Origin of the sequence: Ramlibacter pinisoli, from assembly GCF_009758015.1 — a bacterium.
GTDB classification, from domain to species: domain Bacteria; phylum Pseudomonadota; class Gammaproteobacteria; order Burkholderiales; family Burkholderiaceae_C; genus Ramlibacter; species Ramlibacter pinisoli.
Genome location: NZ_WSEL01000003.1, coordinates 1962979 through 1978517, shown reverse-complemented (window position 1 = coordinate 1978517; position 15539 = coordinate 1962979). Strand labels below are relative to the sequence as shown.

The window sequence follows — 15539 nt, the reverse complement described above, 5'->3', positions numbered from 1 at the left end:
CCCGCCATGTCCACCCAGACCCCGTCGCTGTCGCCCCGCTTCCCGTCGCACGGCTGTGCGACCGCCGGCGGCACCATCGGCTACCGCGAAGCCACCGGCGAGCGGCCGCTGGTGCTGCTGCACGGCATCGGCTCGGGCGCCCCGAGCTGGTTGCGCCAGCTCGACCAGCTGGGCGGCCGCTTCCGCGTGCTGGCCTGGGACGCACCCGGCTACGGCGAGAGCCAGCCGCTGCCGGCCGCGCAACCGACCGCGCATGACTACGCCGCCCGCCTGTGGCAATGGATGGACGCGCTGGGTGAGCAGCGGCCGCTGGTGCTGGTGGGCCATTCGCTGGGTGCCCTGATGGCGGCGGCAGCCGCCGCGGCGCAGCCGCAGCGCGTGCAGCGCCTGTTGCTGCTGTCGCCGGCGCAGGGCTATGGCCGGGCCGATGCGGCGGTGCGCGAAGCCAAGCTGCGCGACCGCCTGCACAACCTGCAGACGTATGGCCCGGCCGGCATGGCGCAGCGCCGCGCGCCGGCCATGCTGTCGCCCGCGGCCACGCCCGAACAGATCGCCGAGGTCGGTGCCACCATGGCGCGGGTGCACCCGGCCGGCTACACCCAGGCCACCCACATGCTGGCGAACGCCGACCTGGCCGGCCTGCTGGAACAGGTCCGCTGCCCGGTCACCGTCGGCTGCGGCGACGCCGACGGCATCACGCCGCCGGCCGGTTGCCGGGCCCTGGCCGAGCGCCTGCACCTGCCCTATGTCTCGCTCGGCCCGGTCGGTCATGCCTGCGCGGTCGAGGCACCCGGGGCCGTCAGCCGCCTGATCGAGGAGAGCGCCGCATGAGCCGCACGGCCGCGACCAAATCCGTCCCCGAGGCCGAGGCCGACGCGCCGGCCGCCGAGGACAGCCGCTACCTGGTGCCGGGGCTGGCGCGCGGGCTGCAGCTGCTCACCTGCTTCAGCCGCACCGAGCCGCAACTGTCCGGCGCCGAACTGGCGCGCCGGCTCGAGCTGCCGCGCGCCTCGGTGTTCCGGCTGCTGCAGACGCTGGAGCAGACCGGCTTCGTCGAACGCGTGCCCGACAGCGCCAGCTACCGGCTCGCCATCGGCGTGCTGCGCCTGGGCTTCGAGTACCTGGCCTCGATGGAGGTGACCGAGCTGGGCCGGCCCATCATCGAGCAGCTGCGCACCGACACCGGCTACTCCGCCCACCTGGTGGTGCGCGACGGCCAGGACGTGGTGTTCGTCGCCAAGGCGGTTGGCGCCAACGCGCTGTTCCACTCCATCCAGGTCGGCGCCCGCCTGCCGGCGCACGCCACCGTGCTGGGGCGGCTGCTGCTGTCCGAGCTCACGATGCAGGAGCTGGCCCAGCTCTACCCGACGACACCGCTCAGGAGCTTCACCCCGCGCACGCCCACCACGCTGGCGCAGCTCAGGGCCCTGATCGACACCGACCGCGCCAACGGCTACGGCATCAGCCAGGGCGGTTTCGAGACCGGCATCACCACCATCGCGGCCCCGGTCCACAACGACCGCCACGAAGTGGCCGCCGCCATCAGCATCACCGTGCCGGCCCAGCAGATCAGCGCCGACCAGGCCGGCACGCTGGTGCCCAAGGTCCGCCAGGCCGCCAGCGCGCTCAGCCAGATGCTGGCCCACATCCCCCATCCGGGCGGCAGCGCCGCCTCCAGGACATCCGCATGACCGCTTCCATGCCCACCCGCATCACCGTTGGTGAACTCGCCGCCCGCTTCCTCGAGCGCTGCGGCGTGCGCGCCGCCTTCGGCGTGATCTCCATCCACAACATGCCCATCCTCGACGCGTTCCACCGGCGCGGCGAGATCCGCTTCGTGTCGGCGCGCGGCGAAGCCGGCGCCTGCAACATGGCCGACGCCTACGCCCGCGTCACCGGCACGCTGGGCGTGTGCGTCACCAGCACCGGCACCGGCGCCGGCAACGCGGCCGGCGCGCTGGTCGAGGCGCTGACCGCCGGCACGCCGCTGCTGCACCTGACCGGGCAGATCGAGTCCGACTACCTGGACCGCGACCTGGGCTACATCCACGAGGCACCGGCCCAGCTGCAGATGCTGCAGGCGGTCGGCAAGGCGGCCTTCCGCATCCGCAACGCCGAGACCGCTCTGGCCACCCTGCGCGAAGCGGCGCGGCTGGCCTTCACGCCGCCCTGCGGCCCGGTGAGCATCGAGATCCCGATCGACATCCAGGCCCGCCTGCTCGACCTGCCGGCCGAACTCGATCCGCTGCCGGTGGCTCCCGCCGAACCGGCGCCCGAGGCGGTGCGCGCCCTGGCCGCGCGGCTGCAGGAGGCGCGCCGGCCGCTGCTGTGGCTGGGCGGCGGCGCCCGCGGCGCCAGCCAGGCGGTCGCCCGTTTCGTCGCCATGGGCTGGGGCGTGGTCACCAGCGTGCAGGGTCGCGGCGTGGTGGCCGAGGACCATCCGGCCTGCCTCGGCTCGTACAACCTGCAGCCAGCCGCCGAGCAGCTGTACGGCACCTGCGACGCGATGCTGGTGGTGGGCTCGCGCCTGCGCAGCAACGAAACGCTGCGCTACCGGCTCAAGCTGCCCGAAGCGCTGTACCGCATCGATGCCAACCCGCTCGCGCACAACCGCGGCTATGCCAGCGAGCTGTTCGTGCACGGCGATGCCGAGCGCACCCTGAACGCGCTGGCCGACCTGCTGGAAGGCCGCATGCAGGTCGACCCGGCCCTGGTCGGCGACGTGCAGCGCGCGCGGGCCGCGGCGGCGACTGCCGTCGACGCCGCGCTCGGTGCCTACGTGGCCCTGAAGGACGGGGTCCAGGCGCAGTTCGGCAATGCACTCTGGTGGGTGCGCGACATCACGCTGTCCAACAGCATGTGGGGCAACCGCGCCCCGGTGCTGGACCACCCGCGGGCCGGCGTGCACGCGCTGGGCGGCGGCATCGGCCAGGGCCTGGCGATGGCCATCGGCACTGCCGTCGCCGACGCGCAGCACGGGCTGCAGCGCCGCACCGTGGCCCTGGTGGGCGACGGCGGCTTCATGCTCAACGTCGGCGAGCTGGCCTGCGCGGTACAGGAGAAGGCGGACCTGGTGGTGCTGCTGATGAACGACAGCCGCTACGGCGTCATCAAGAACATCCAGGACGACCTGTACGGCAGCCGCCATGCGTACGTCGAACTGCACACGCCCCGCTTCGCCGACTTCTGCGCCAGCCTGGGCGCCCGCCACCTGCTGCTGAACGACCCGGCTGCCACCGGCGAGGTGCTGGCCCAGGCCGCCGCCCTGCGCGGTCCGGTGGTCGTCGAAGTCGACATGGCGGCCTGGGGCCCGTTCAAGGCCAAGTTCGCCGGCCCCATCCTGAAGAAGGACTGAACCGTGCCCGAGCAGCAAGTCACCCTGGTGGGCCACGGCGCGATCGGCCGTTCGCTGGTGCAGCGCAGCGCCGCCCTCCCGGGCGTGCGCATCACCCACGTCGTGGTCCCGCCGCACCACCGCGACGCAACCCAGGCGGCGCTGCCGGCCTCCATCGAGGCCTGCTCCACGGTGCCCGCCAGCACCCGGCTGCTGCTGGAATGCGCCGGCCACTCGGCCCTGCTCGAGCACGTGCTGCCGGCGCTGGAGCGCGGCGTCGAGTGCGCCGTGCTGTCGGTGGGCGCGGTGTCCGAGCCCGGCATGCTGGAGCAGCTGGAGGCGGCCGCCCGGCGCGGGGCGGCCCAGGTGCACCTGCTGTCGGGCGCGATCGGCGGCGTCGACGCGCTGGCGGCGGCGCGCCTGGCCGGCCTCGACGACGTCACCTACACCGGGCGCAAGCCGCCGGGCAGCTGGAGCGGCACGCCAGCCGAGCAGTCCTTCGACCTGCGCGCCCTGCGCGAGCCCACCGTCATCCTCGAGGCCAGCGCGCGCGAGGCGGCGCGCCTGTATCCGAAGAACGCCAACGTGGCCGCGACCATCGCACTGGCCGGGCTGGGCCTGGACCGCACCCGCGTGCAGCTGGTGGCCGACCCCGGCGTGACCGAGAACATCCACGAGATCCGCGTGCGCGGCGCCTTCGGCGAGATGGCCATCACCATGCGCGGCCAGCCGCTGGCCGACAACCCCAAGACCTCGGCGCTCACGGTGTTGTCCGCGCTGCGCTTCCTCTCCAACCGCACATCGCCGGTGACCCTATGACCGAGCAGCTCCAGACCCTGATCGCCGGCCGCTGGCGCGATGCCTCCGGCCCCCAGTACGCAACCGAGTACCCGCACGACGGCAGCACCGTGGCCACGCTGCACGCCGCCACCGCCGCCGACGTCGACGAGGCGGTACAGGCGGCCGAACAGGCCCGCCGGCAGCGCTCCTGGGCCGGGCTCAAGCGCCACGAGCGCGCCGCCATCCTGCACCGCATCGCCGCCGGCATCCGCAGCCGCGGCGAGGAGCTGGCGCAGCTGCAGCGCCTGGACAACGGCAAGCCGGTCAACGAGACCCGGGCCCTGGTGGCCAGTGCCGCCGGCACCTTCCAGTTCTTCGCGGCCGCCTGCGAGACCTGGGAGGACCAGCTGACGCCGGCGCGCGGCGACTATCTGACCATGAGCGTGCACGAGCCGCTCGGCGTGGTCGGCGCCATCACGCCGTGGAACTCGCCCATCGCCAGCGAGGCGCAGAAGATCGCGCCGGCCTTGGCCGCCGGCTGCGCCGTCGTCATGAAGCCGGCCGAGATCACGCCGCGCATGGCGATCGAGCTGGCCCGCATCGCGCAGGACGCGGGCGTGCCCGACGGCATCCTCAGCGTGCTGCCCGGCAAGGGGTCCATCGTGGGCGACGCCCTGGTCAAGCAACCGCTGGTCCGGCGCATCGCCTTCACCGGCGGCACCACCGTCGGCCTGGGCATCGCCCGGCTGGCGGCCGACAAACTCATGCCCACCTCGCTGGAGCTGGGCGGCAAGTCGCCCACCATCGTCTGCGCCGACGCCGACCTGGACCACGCGGTCAAGGGCGTCCTCTACGGCATCTTCAGTTCCTCCGGTGAGTCGTGCATTGCCGGCTCGCGCGCCTTCGTGCACGCCAGCGTCTACGACGCCTTCAAGGCGCGCCTGCTCCAGGCCGTGCAGGCGCTGCGCGTGGGCGACCCGGCGCTGGAGTCCACCCAGATGGGCCCGCTCGTCAACCAGGGCCACCGCGCCTCGGTGGAGCGCTACGTCGGGCTGGGACTGGAAGAGGGCGGCAAGCTGCTGGCCGGCGGCCGCCGGCCCGACGGCGCGGCGTACGGCCGCGGCAGCTACTACCTGCCCACCGTTTTCGAGGGCCTGCCCAACGGGGCGCGCATGTGCCAGGAAGAGATCTTCGGCCCTGTTCTTGCTTTGCTGCCCTGGACCGACGAGGCCGACCTGCTCGCGCAGTGCAACGACAGCGTGTTCGGGCTGGCATCGGGCATCTGGACCCGCGACTACAAGACGGCCTGGCGCATCGGCAGCGCGCTGCAGACCGGCACCGTCTGGATCAACACCTACAAGCTGTTCTCGGTGAGCACCCCGTTCGGCGGCGTCAAGCAAAGCGGCACCGGCCGCGAGAAGGGCCGCCTGGGCATCCTCGAGTACACCGCGCAGAAAAGCTTCTATTGGGGCCTGAACGACGCGCCCCTGCCCTGGGCCGATTGACAACGGAAACCACACGCATGCACACCTTCCTGCTTTCCCGCCGCTCCCTGCTGGCCGTGGCCGCCGCCGCGGCCCTGCTGCCGCAACTGTCCTGGGCCCAGCCCGGCGGCGAGCGCATCACCATCGTCGCGCCGTTCCCGCCCGGCGGTCCGGTGGACACGCTGTCGCGCATGCTGGCCGACGGCCTGGCCAAGCGCTACAACAAGCCGGCGGTGGTGGAGAACCTGCCCGGCGCCGCCGGCAACATCGGCATCGACAAAGTCAAGCGCGCCAAGCCGGACGGCACCACGCTGCTGGTCATCCCGGCCGGCAACCTGACCATCAACCCGACGCTGATGGCGAACTTCCCGTTCAACATCGACAAGGACTTCGCGCCCATCACCATGCTGGCCAAGACGCCCAACGTGCTGGTGGCCGCCCCGGGCGCGAAGTTGCGCAACGTCAAGGAGCTCGTCGAGCAGGCCAAGGCCAAGCCGAACACCCTGTCGTACGCCAGCCCGGGCGTGGGCAGCGGCCTGCATCTGGCCGGCGAACTGTTCAAGCAGCAGGCCGGCATCGACATCCTGCACGTGCCGTACAAGGGCACCGCCCCGGCGCTCAACGACGTGCTGGGCGGCACCGTGCCGCTGATGTTCACCAACCTGCCGGCGGCCCTGGGCTTCATCAAGTCGGGCAAGCTGGTGGCCCTGGGCATCACCGACGACGTGCGTGACAAGACGGTGGCGCCTGAGATCCCGACGCTCAAGGAGCAGGGCATTCCCGGCGTGGTGGTGACGTCCTGGTATGGGGTGCTGGCGCCCGCCGGCACGCCGCCGGAGCTGGTCGCCAGGCTGGCCAGCGACGCCGCCGAAATCCTGTCGCAGCCCGCCGTGCGCGAGCAGCTGCATGCCCAGGGCCTGCAGGAAGTGGCGCAGAAGCCGGCCGAGTTCGCGGCCCACATCAAGGCCGAGACGGCGACCTGGGCCCGCATCATCAAGGCCCGCAACATCCAGGCCGAGTGATGGCCGACGCCGCTGCCGCGCCGTCCGGAACGCCCGAGTCCGGCAACGTGCTGCTGACCATCGTGCTCAAGCACCACCCGGGCCTGGTGCTCGACGACGTACAGGCCAGGCTCAAGGCCAGCCAGTGGTGGGACCGCTTCCCGGTGCCCGGCACGCGCGTGGTGTCCTGGACCGTCGCCATGGGCCTGGGCCAGATCGTCACGCTGGAGCTGCCGCCGCACCTGCTGGGCCTGGTGAACCTGGAGCTGGAACGCTCCGCCTGGGGCGTGTTCTCGACCGAGGTCTACCCGACCTACGACTTCGTGCCGGTGCGCGAGCGCATCAAGGAGCGGGTGCGCCATGGCGGCCAGTGACACCACCGCGGCGCTGCGCGTGCGCGCGCCGCAGGTGCCCGAGCTGCCGACCGCGACCTGGGCCAACGGCTGGCGGATCGGCCACGAGGTCGTGCTGTCCGGCATGACCGCGCACCCGGCCAGCCGCGAGGCGGCCGCGCGCGGTGCGCCGCTGGGCGCCTACGAGCAGACCCTGCTGGTGCTTGGCAAGCTGGAGGCGCTGGTGCAGGCCGCCGGCGGGCACCGCCACAACATCGTGAAGACCGTGGTGTACGTCACCGACATCGCCGACAAGGACGAGGTCGGGCGGGCCCGCCGGGACTTCTTCCAGGGCCACTATCCCTGCTCGACGCTGGTGGCGGTGGGCGGGCTGGTGTTTCCCGAACTGCGCGTCGAGATCGACGCCTGGGCACGGCTGGACGTCGACCTGCGCCAGGCCGTTGAGCCCGCCGCCTGAACCGGAGGACGAGCCATGGATCTGGGGATCGCGGGACGCAAGGCGCTGGTGTGCGGCGCCAGCGCCGGACTGGGCCATGCCTGCGCGCAGGCGCTGGTGGAGGAGGGCGTGCACGTGGTCGTGGTGGCGCGCACCGAGGCGCCGCTGCGCGCGGCCGCCGCCGCGCTTTCCGCACTGGGCCCCGGCGCGGTCGACTGGGTGGCAGCGGACGTCACCACGCCGCAGGGGCGCGCGCGCATCCTCGAGCAGCATCCGGCGTTCGACATCCTGGTCACCAATGCCGCCGGGCCGCCGCCGGGCGACTTCCGCCAGTGGACGCGCGACGACTGGATCGCCGCCGTGGACGCCAACATGCTGGCCCCCATCGAGCTGATCCGCGGCACGGTGGACGGCATGATGGAGCGCGGCTTCGGCCGCATCGTCAACCTCACCTCCAGCGCCGTGAAGTCGCCGCTGGAGATCCTGGGCCTGTCCAACGGCGCCCGCGCCGGCCTGACCGGCTTCGTGGCCGGCCTGGCGCGCAGCACCGTGGGCCGCGGCGTCACCATCAACAACCTGCTGCCGGGCACCTTCGACACCGCGCGCCTGGCCGGCAACTTCGCCGCCCAGGGGCGACGCGAGGGGCTGACGGTCGAGGAGGTGCGCGCACGCCGCCTCGCCAAGCACCCCGCCCACCGCTTCGGCGACCCGGCGGAACTGGGCAAGGCCTGCGCGTTCCTGTGCAGCGTGCATGCCGGGTACATCAACGGGCAGAACATCTTGCTGGATGGGGGGTCGTACCCCGGGGTTTTCTAACTTCTCCCCAGGCAGGGAACCCCCTCACCCAAGGCTTTCCCGAGCAGGGAACCCCCTCACCCCAACCCTCTCCCCCGAGGGGGAGAGGGGCGGAGCTTGAAGGTGCCGTGGCCGCGCACGCATTCGGAGCCGCGCCGGTCGGCCTGCGTTGCGAGGGGATGACAAGGTCCGTCATGCCGGGCTTGACCCGGCATCCATCGCCGGAACGCGGATGGGGCGCGATCGGGCAACAGGAGATGGATTGCGGGTCAAGCCCGCAATGACGACCGCGTTGGACTGTGGGTCAGCCTTGCGATGACGACGCGTTGGGCTGCCGGTCAACCTCGCGATGACGAGGCCCTGCCATTGACAGCCTCGGCCGCAAGCACGCCCGATTCACGCGCCGCGGCCTTCACGCCATGAAGCTCCGCTCCCTCTCCCCCTCGGGGGAGAGGGTTGGGGAGAGAGGGTTCCCTGCTCGGGAAGGCCTTGGGTGAGGGAGCTCCGCTTGAGATGGGCCGGCGCGTATGCCGGCGGACCGAGTCCGCCGTGGCGGACTCAATCCGCCGTGATCGCCAGATCCTTGATCACCTTCCCCATGACCTTGAATTCATCCGCGTTCAGCTTGCCCAGCAGTTCCGGCGTGCCGCCGCCCGGGGTGGAGCCGACGGCGATGATCTTCTCGGCGACGTCGGGCATCTTCAGGATCTCGTTGACGTGGCTGTTCAGCGTCGCGAGCACCTGGGGCGGCGTGCCCTTGGGCGCGAACAGGCCCATCCAGGAGGTGTTGACGATGTCCTTGTAGCCGGCTTCGACCAGGGTCGGCACGGTGGGCACCAGCGGCGAGCGCTTGGCGTCGGCGATGGCCAGCGGCACCAGGCGCTTGTCCTGCACGTATTGCGACACCACGCCGGGGGTGAGCCAGGCCGTGTTGACGTGGCCGGCGACGACGTCGGTGACCGAGGGCGCGATGCCCTTGTACGGCACGTGCTGCATCTTCACGCCGGCTTCGCGGTTCAGCCACTCGCCCACGATGTGCATCGGCGAGCCGCTGCCCGGGCTGGCATAGGTGACGTTCTTGCCGCCCTTGGCGGCCGCCACCATCTCGGGCACGGTCTTGTAGCCGGCCTGCGGGTTGGCCACCAGGATCAGCGGTTGGTAGGCGGCGGTGACGATGGGATCGAAGCCGTTCAGCACGTCGTAGCCGGCGCCCGGCGGCAGCTTCAGCACCATCTGCGCGGTGGTGAATGTCTTGGGCGTCAGCAGCAGCGTGTAGCCGTCGGCCGGCGCCTTGCTCACGTAGGTGTTGCCCACGGTGCCGGCCGCGCCCGGGCGGTTGTCCACCAGCACCGGCACCTTCAGGCGGGGCGACAGCTTCTCGGCGATGGCGCGCGCCACCAGGTCGGTGTCGCCGCCGGCCGGGTACGACACGACGATGGTGACCTGCCGGGCGGGCCACGGTGCCTGCGCGAGCGCGGAGGTGGTGGCGGCCAGCGGCACGAGCGCCAGGCCGGCAGCCTGGAGGAAATGACGACGTCGGAGGCTCATCGGAGATTCCTGGAAACGGTGGACAAGAAGGAGATGACGAGAGCAAGAACCGGGCTCAGAGGTCCAGCACGAGGCGCTCGCTGCGGCAGCCGCCCACGCAGACCATCATGGTCTTGTTGCGCGCGCGCTCGGCTTCGGTGAGCACGCTGTCGCGGTGGTCGGGCAGGCCCTCGAGCACCGTCGTCTCGCAGGAGCCGCAGATGCCTTCCTCGCAGCTGGTGGTGGGCTCCACGCCGCAGGCGCGGATGGCGTGCAGCAGCGTGTTGTCGGGCATGACCTGGATGGTCTTGCCCGAGCGGCGCAGTTCGAGCTGGAAGGTCGTCCTGGCGTCGCTCGCGGCCTCGACCTCCAGCGCGGCGAAGCGCTCGATGTGGGCGTTGGCGTAGCCCAGTTCGGCACAGCTCTTCTCGAAGGCGTCCAGCATCGGCGCCGGCCCGCAGGCGTAGTAGTGGGTGTCGACACCGGCCGGGCGCGCCGCCAGCAGCGCGCGCAGGTCCGGCGGGCCGCCCTTCTCGACATCGAAGTGCCAGTGCACGGTGCTGCACAGGGCGGCCAGCTCGTCGACGAAGGCCGCCTGCGTGCGCGAGCGCGCCAGGAAGATCACCTCGAACGAGCGGCCCAGCCGCTGCAGGCGCCGCGCCATCGCCAGGATGGGCGTCACGCCGATGCCGCCGGCCACCAGCACCGTGTGGGCCGCGTCCTCGTGCAGGCTGAAGTTGTTGCGCGGCGCCCCGATGCGCAGCACCTGGCCCACGCGCAGCTGCTCGTGCACCCAGCGCGAGCCGCCGCGGCTGCCGCGGTCCTTCAGGATGCCCAGCAGGTAGCGGTCGGGCTCGCCCGGGTCGTTCAGCAGCGAGTAGCTGCGCACCAGGCCGCTGGGCAGGTGCACGTCGACATGGGCGCCGGCGTCGAAGGGCGGGAGGTGCTGTCCAGGCAGCGGCAGCAGTTCGACGCTGACGATGTCGTCGGCTTCCAGCCGCAGGGTGCGCACGCGCGCGTCGAGGGTCTCGGCCATGGTCTGTCCGTCGTCGGGTGCGGCCTCAGGCGGGCGCGCCGGCCTTCTCGACCTGCTGCTTGGCCAGGTTCTTCAGGTGGCGGCGCAGGCGCACGATGCCCATGTCGTGCTGGTATAGGTGCTCGCGCCTGTTGGCGTCGGGCTCCATGTTCTCGATCGCCACCCGGTCCTGCTCCAGCACGTCCCAGTGGCGCTGCTCCAGCCGGTTGCGGTACAGGAATCGCCAGGTGTCGCGCTGCCAGCCGGTGACGCGGCGGCAGCGCCAGTGGAAGACGCCCGAGGTGCGGTTGGTGATCGGCGTGTAGCTGCCGATGATGGAGAAGTTGCCCCCCGGGCCGCCGGTCTTGGGGTACGGGATTTCCAGCCGCATCACGTGGATGCCGGTGTCCATCCACTCGGTCCAGTCGAAGTTGACGTCGCGCTGGCCCTTCTTCTCGAACACGAAGCCGGTGGGCGTGTCGCGCAGCTGGAACTCGGCGCTGATGTCGCCCTCGGCCATCGAGTGCGACTGCTTGTGCAGGAAGGCGCCGTGCATCGGGTCGATGACGTTGTCGACCACGTAGCGGTAGTCGCAGCCCCACTCGGTGTAGCAGAGGAAGGACGACCACTCGGGCGAGGTCAGCTGCTCGGGCAGGCGCAGCGGCGGCGCGGCCTCCAGGTGCGGGTCGGTGGCGTTGTAGACGAACACCGCGCCGGCGCCTTCCTGCACGTGGAAGCGGCGCGCGGCCTTGGAGCCTTCGAGCTTGCAGCCGGGGCTGCCGGGCACGCGGGTCACGACGCCGTCCTGGCGCACCTCGACGCCGTGGTAGGGGCAGGCCAGGCGGTCGCCCAGCACCATGCCCAGTGACAGCGGGGCGCCGCGGTGCGGGCAGTGGTCCTCCAGCGCGTTGACGCGGCCGGTGCCGGGGTCGCGCCAGAGCACGATCTTGTAGCCCAGGCGGCGCAGCGAGATGGGCGCGTCCTTCACGAAGCTGGACGGGCACACGGGGTACCACAGGTCCTTGAGGCCGACCTCGAGGACGTGGTCGGCGGGATCCTGCTGGAACATCACGTTGGTGGTCTGCATGGGGTTCTCCGGTGTGCGGCGTCAGGCGCCCAGGCGGGCCATCTCGGCTTCGTAGACGGCCGGGCTCCAGGGCTCGCCATTGGGGCCCGACGGGCCCGAACGGTTGAGGTAGGCGACCAGGCCCTCGAGGTCGTGGATGCCCTGGCTGAAGGCGCGCTCGATCGCGTCGCCCAGCAGGTTCTCGTAGGCCGTCGGCGGCGTGGTGCGGGTCTGGTGGGTCTCGTTGTACAGATCGGGGGTGCGCATGCCGGTCTCCAGTGCGGGGCGGGTCGTGGGGTCAGGACTTGGGGCGGTCGGTCATGAAACGCCCGCTGGGCGCCTCGGCGTTCACCTGGCGGCGGGTGTTGCCGTCGATGCCGCCCTTGATGGCCCATTCGGCGAACACCGTCGGGCCGGGCGTGAAGTCGCGCGGCTGCCAGGCCGCGGTGAGTTCGTCCTCGTCGGTGTAGTACTCCACCAGGCCGCCGGCGGGGCTGGTGAAGTACCAGAAGATGGCCGAGGAGATCGGGTGCCGGCCGGGGCCCAGTTCGGTGTCCCAGCCGCAGCGCGACATGTGCATGCCGCCGCCGAACACCTCGTGCACGTCGCGCACCGCGAAGGCCACGTGGTTCAGGCCCTTGCGCGGCTGCGGCGGCTGCAGCAGGAACAGGTCGTGGTGGCCGCCCTCGGGCGTGCAGCGCAGGAAGCTGCCGCGCTCGGGGTAGCGGTCGGACATCACGAAGCCGAGCTGGCGCTCGTAGAACTCGGTGGCCGCCTGCAGGTCGGTGACGAACAGCACCACGTGGCCCACCTCGATGGGCGTGGCGCGCTCGTATTGCGGGCTGGGCTTGTCCAGGCGCTGGCGGGCGCTCCAGGTGTTGGTGGCCGCGCAGTCCAGGTCCAGGGGGCGCTTGCGCGTGACCTGCAGCCGCACGGCCAGCCCGGAGGGGTCGGTGCAGCCGATGCGGGACCCGCTGTCGACGAAGCCGGGCTGCGACGCCAGGCGCTGGCGGTAGCCGGCCAGGGCGGCCTCGTCCGCCACGCCCCAGACCACCTCGCGCAGCGTGGGGTCGGGCTCCAGGCCGGCCGGCAGGCCGGGCTTGCCGGAATGGGCCACGACCACGCGGCAGCCGTTGAGCGACTCGAAGACCAGCTCGTCGGCCGCTTCGGAGCGCAGCGCCAGGCCCCAATCCTGGAAGAAATTGCGGCAGGTGGCCAGGTCGGCGGCGCCGAAGGTCACTTCATCGATCCCGAGAACGCTCATGGGCACTGTTCCTTGCGTGTGGCGGGCCCCGGAGGGACACCGGGGTGGTCCGCGTGCCGTTTCAGGTATGAAACACAGTTTCTATCGTGAAACGTGGCCCATTCTAGGACCCTGTTTTCCAAAAGCCAAGGTGCTGCGCGAATCCCGAGCGAACCATAAGGTCGGTCCCACGGTCGGGCTACACAAGCGGCGGCGCCCGGGCGGCGGACCGACCGGGCGCGTGCCGACGGTGCGCGCTCAGGACGCCGGCTGCAGGTCCCGCAGGGCCTGCTGCAGCCACGCCGAGCAGTCCGGCGCCGCCTGCAGCGGCCACTCGATGCGCACCGTGGCGCCACCGCGCTGGATCTCGACCCGGATGACGTCGCGGGCCCGTCCGGCCCACAGGCGTGACCACCAGCCCGTGGCCGGTACGGCCCGGGCGATGGCGTCACGCGGGCGGATGGCGCTGCCAGGGCACCGCCAGGACGGAGCCGGCGATGACGTGCTGGAGTGAGAGGCAAGCCCGCACCACCACGCACCTAGAATCGCGGTCACCCCGGAGGCTTGGGGGAGTGGTTTAACCCAACGGTCTTGAAAACCGTCGGCGCTGTGAGGCGCCCGTGAGTTCGAATCTCACAGCCTCCGCCAGGGATCGAGGACGGGCGCGGCCTTTGGGGTCGTGGCCTTCCCGGGAGATCGGTCATTGTCGGGCTGACAGGGCTGTCGCTGCCTCTGTCCAACCTTGGACACCACCGCGCGCCGATGCGCAGGGCCGTAAGACCTTCGTCCACCTGTCCCTTGGTCCACTTCCGCCCTCTTGATCAGCACCGCCATGATCGAGCGCCCACAAACTGGAGAACTCCATGGCGCGCTGGAAAAACAGAGCCAGGAATGCGATCGTGCGTGCCGCCTCGACGGCCTTCACCGCGACCTGCATCGGCCTGGCGGCACTGTGCGCGCCGGCCGCACTGGCGCAGAACACGCAGGGCAAGAAGCCCAACATCGTCGTCATCTTCGGCGATGACGTCGGGCTCTGGAACATCAGCGCCTACCACCGCGGGATGATGGGCGGGTCGACCCCCAACATCGACCGGCTGGCCAGGGACGGGGCCATCTTCACCGATTACTACTCGCAGAATTCCTGCACCGCTGGTCGCGCTGCGTTCATCACCGGCCAGTCGCCCCTGCGAACCGGCCTGCTGAAGGTGGGCCTGCCCGGCGCCAGGCAGGGTCTGCAGGACAAGGATCCGACGATCGCCGACCTGCTCAAGCCCATGGGCTATGCGACGGCCCAGATCGGCAAGAACCACCTGGGCGACCGCAATGAATACCTGCCGACCCTCCATGGCTTCGACGAGTTCTACGGCAACCTCTATCACCTGAATTCGGAGGAGGAGCCCGAGGACCCGGACTATCCCAAGAACCCCGAGTTCCATGCACGCTTCGGCCCGCGCGGCGTGCTCGATTGCAGGGCCACGCCGACGGCCCAACCCGGCGACGACCCGCGCTTCGGGGCGCCGGGCAAGCAGGCCTGCAAGGACACCGGCCCGCTGACCAGGAAGCGGATGGAAACGGTGGAGGACGACCTCCTGGCCCGTTCGGTCGACTTCATGGACCGATCGGTCAAGGCCGGCAAGCCGTTCTTCCTGTGGCACAACTCGACCCGGATGCATGTCTGGACTCGCCTGTCTCCAAAGTGGGAGAACAAGAGCGGCTATGGCTTGTACGCCGACGGCATGCAGGAGCTCGACCACGTGGTCGGCCAGTTGCTCGACAAGCTGGACCAGCTCGGGATCGCCGACAACACCATCGTCGTCTTCAGCAGCGACAACGGGGCGGAGATCTTCACCTGGCCGGACGGCGGCATGATGCCGTTCAAAGGTGAGAAGGGGACGACCTGGGAAGGGGGCTTCCGCGCCCCCGCTGTCGTGCGCTGGCCTGGCGTGGTCAAGCCCGCCAGCGTCGTCAAAGCCGTGATGTCCCACGAGGACTGGCTGCCCACGTTCATGGCCGCCGCCGGCGATGCCGACGTCAAGAAGAAGCTGCTGGGGGGCATGCGCGCGGGCGACAGGACCTACAAGACCCATCTGGACGGCTACGACTTCATGCCCTTCTTCAAGGGTGAAGCGAAGGCGCCGCGCCGGGAGTTCTTCTTCTTCGACGACAACGCCAACCTCAATGCCATCCGCTACGACGACTGGAAGATCACCTTCTCCTGGATCGAAGGCCATCTCTTTTCCGGCAGCCGCAAGAGTGCCAATGTTCCCCTGGTGGTGAACCTGCGGCAGGACCCGTTCGAGCGCACCCCGTTCGAATCGGACTCCTACCGTCGCTTCCAGGCCGACAAGCTGTGGACGCTGGTGCCGGCGCAGGCGATCGCCGGCCAGTTCATCCAGTCGTTCAAGGACTATCCGCCCAGCCAGCGCACCGGCAGCATGAACCTGGACCAGGTGATGGAGAGCCTGCAGAGCGGCGCAGGGAAGTGAGGGGAGTCCTGCCCTGCGC

The 15539-nt window shown here is 71.0% G+C and carries 16 protein-coding genes and 1 tRNA gene; 11 read left to right on the top strand and 6 right to left on the bottom strand.

Going from position 1 to position 15539, the window contains the following annotated elements:
* Positions 1–6 precede the first annotated feature (6 nt).
* Genes GON04_RS10770 through GON04_RS10730 form a run of 9 tightly spaced genes read left to right on the top strand, consistent with a single transcriptional unit; the run spans position 7 to position 8204 of the window.
* A complete protein-coding gene (locus GON04_RS10770) occupies positions 7–831 on the top strand; it encodes an alpha/beta fold hydrolase (RefSeq protein WP_157397877.1) in 825 nt (274 codons plus the stop codon).
* The gene (locus GON04_RS10765; protein WP_157397876.1) at positions 828–1691 is read left to right on the top strand and encodes an IclR family transcriptional regulator; all 864 of its coding nucleotides are present in this window, start codon (positions 828–830) and stop codon (positions 1689–1691) included. Before GON04_RS10770 ends, GON04_RS10765 begins: the two co-directional genes overlap by 4 nt.
* Positions 1688–3355, top strand: a complete 1668-nt coding sequence (locus tag GON04_RS10760) for a thiamine pyrophosphate-binding protein (RefSeq protein WP_232532972.1) — start codon at positions 1688–1690, stop codon at positions 3353–3355. The genes GON04_RS10765 and GON04_RS10760 overlap by 4 nt, the downstream gene beginning before the upstream one ends.
* 3 nt (positions 3356–3358) lie before the next feature.
* Complete coding sequence (locus tag GON04_RS10755; protein WP_181653989.1) at positions 3359–4153, top strand: aspartate dehydrogenase; 795 nt, start codon at positions 3359–3361, stop codon at positions 4151–4153.
* Positions 4150–5619, top strand: a complete 1470-nt coding sequence (locus GON04_RS10750) for an aldehyde dehydrogenase (protein ID WP_157397875.1) — start codon at positions 4150–4152, stop codon at positions 5617–5619. The genes GON04_RS10755 and GON04_RS10750 overlap by 4 nt, the downstream gene beginning before the upstream one ends.
* A gap of 17 nt (positions 5620–5636) precedes the next feature.
* Positions 5637–6620 carry a Bug family tripartite tricarboxylate transporter substrate binding protein gene (locus GON04_RS10745; RefSeq protein ID WP_157397874.1) on the top strand — a complete coding sequence of 328 codons (984 nt, stop codon included), beginning with the start codon at positions 5637–5639 and terminating at the stop codon, positions 6618–6620.
* Positions 6620–6973, top strand: coding sequence for a hypothetical protein (locus tag GON04_RS10740; protein ID WP_157397873.1), 354 nt, complete (start codon positions 6620–6622; stop codon positions 6971–6973). Before GON04_RS10745 ends, GON04_RS10740 begins: the two co-directional genes overlap by 1 nt.
* Positions 6960–7409 (top strand): RidA family protein, encoded by a 450-nt coding sequence (locus GON04_RS10735; protein ID WP_157397872.1) that lies wholly within the window; start codon positions 6960–6962, stop codon positions 7407–7409. The genes GON04_RS10740 and GON04_RS10735 overlap by 14 nt, the downstream gene beginning before the upstream one ends.
* Before the next feature lie 15 nt (positions 7410–7424).
* Positions 7425–8204: an SDR family oxidoreductase gene (locus GON04_RS10730; RefSeq protein WP_157397871.1), complete on the top strand. Its 780-nt coding sequence runs from the start codon at positions 7425–7427 to the stop codon at positions 8202–8204.
* A 537-nt stretch (positions 8205–8741) separates the two neighbouring features.
* Here the strand turns inward: GON04_RS10730 and GON04_RS10725 are convergent.
* The 6 genes from GON04_RS10725 to GON04_RS10700 form a co-directional block, all read right to left on the bottom strand.
* Positions 8742–9731 (bottom strand): Bug family tripartite tricarboxylate transporter substrate binding protein, encoded by a 990-nt coding sequence (locus GON04_RS10725; RefSeq protein WP_157397870.1) that lies wholly within the window; start codon positions 9729–9731, stop codon positions 8742–8744.
* A 55-nt stretch (positions 9732–9786) separates the two neighbouring features.
* Positions 9787–10746, bottom strand: coding sequence for a PDR/VanB family oxidoreductase (locus GON04_RS10720; RefSeq protein WP_157397869.1), 960 nt, complete (start codon positions 10744–10746; stop codon positions 9787–9789).
* 25 nt (positions 10747–10771) lie between these two features.
* Entirely contained in the window at positions 10772–11812 is a 1041-nt protein-coding gene (locus GON04_RS10715) for an aromatic ring-hydroxylating oxygenase subunit alpha (RefSeq protein WP_198349248.1), read from the bottom strand.
* Positions 11813–11833: 21 nt separating this feature from the next.
* Positions 11834–12058 carry a recombinase-like helix-turn-helix domain-containing protein gene (locus tag GON04_RS10710; RefSeq protein WP_157397868.1) on the bottom strand — a complete coding sequence of 75 codons (225 nt, stop codon included), beginning with the start codon at positions 12056–12058 and terminating at the stop codon, positions 11834–11836.
* A 31-nt stretch (positions 12059–12089) separates the two neighbouring features.
* Positions 12090–13055, bottom strand: a complete 966-nt coding sequence (locus GON04_RS10705; protein ID WP_157397867.1) for a VOC family protein — start codon at positions 13053–13055, stop codon at positions 12090–12092.
* 237 nt (positions 13056–13292) lie between these two features.
* Positions 13293–13589 (bottom strand): hypothetical protein, encoded by a 297-nt coding sequence (locus GON04_RS10700; protein WP_157397866.1) that lies wholly within the window; start codon positions 13587–13589, stop codon positions 13293–13295.
* 3 nt (positions 13590–13592) lie between these two features.
* Between GON04_RS10700 and GON04_RS10695 the strand changes: the two genes are divergently transcribed.
* Positions 13593–13682: transfer RNA gene (locus GON04_RS10695), tRNA-Ser, on the top strand.
* A 215-nt stretch (positions 13683–13897) separates the two neighbouring features.
* A complete protein-coding gene (locus GON04_RS10690) occupies positions 13898–15520 on the top strand; it encodes an arylsulfatase (RefSeq protein ID WP_157397865.1) in 1623 nt (540 codons plus the stop codon).
* The last annotated feature ends 19 nt before the right edge of the window (positions 15521–15539 follow it).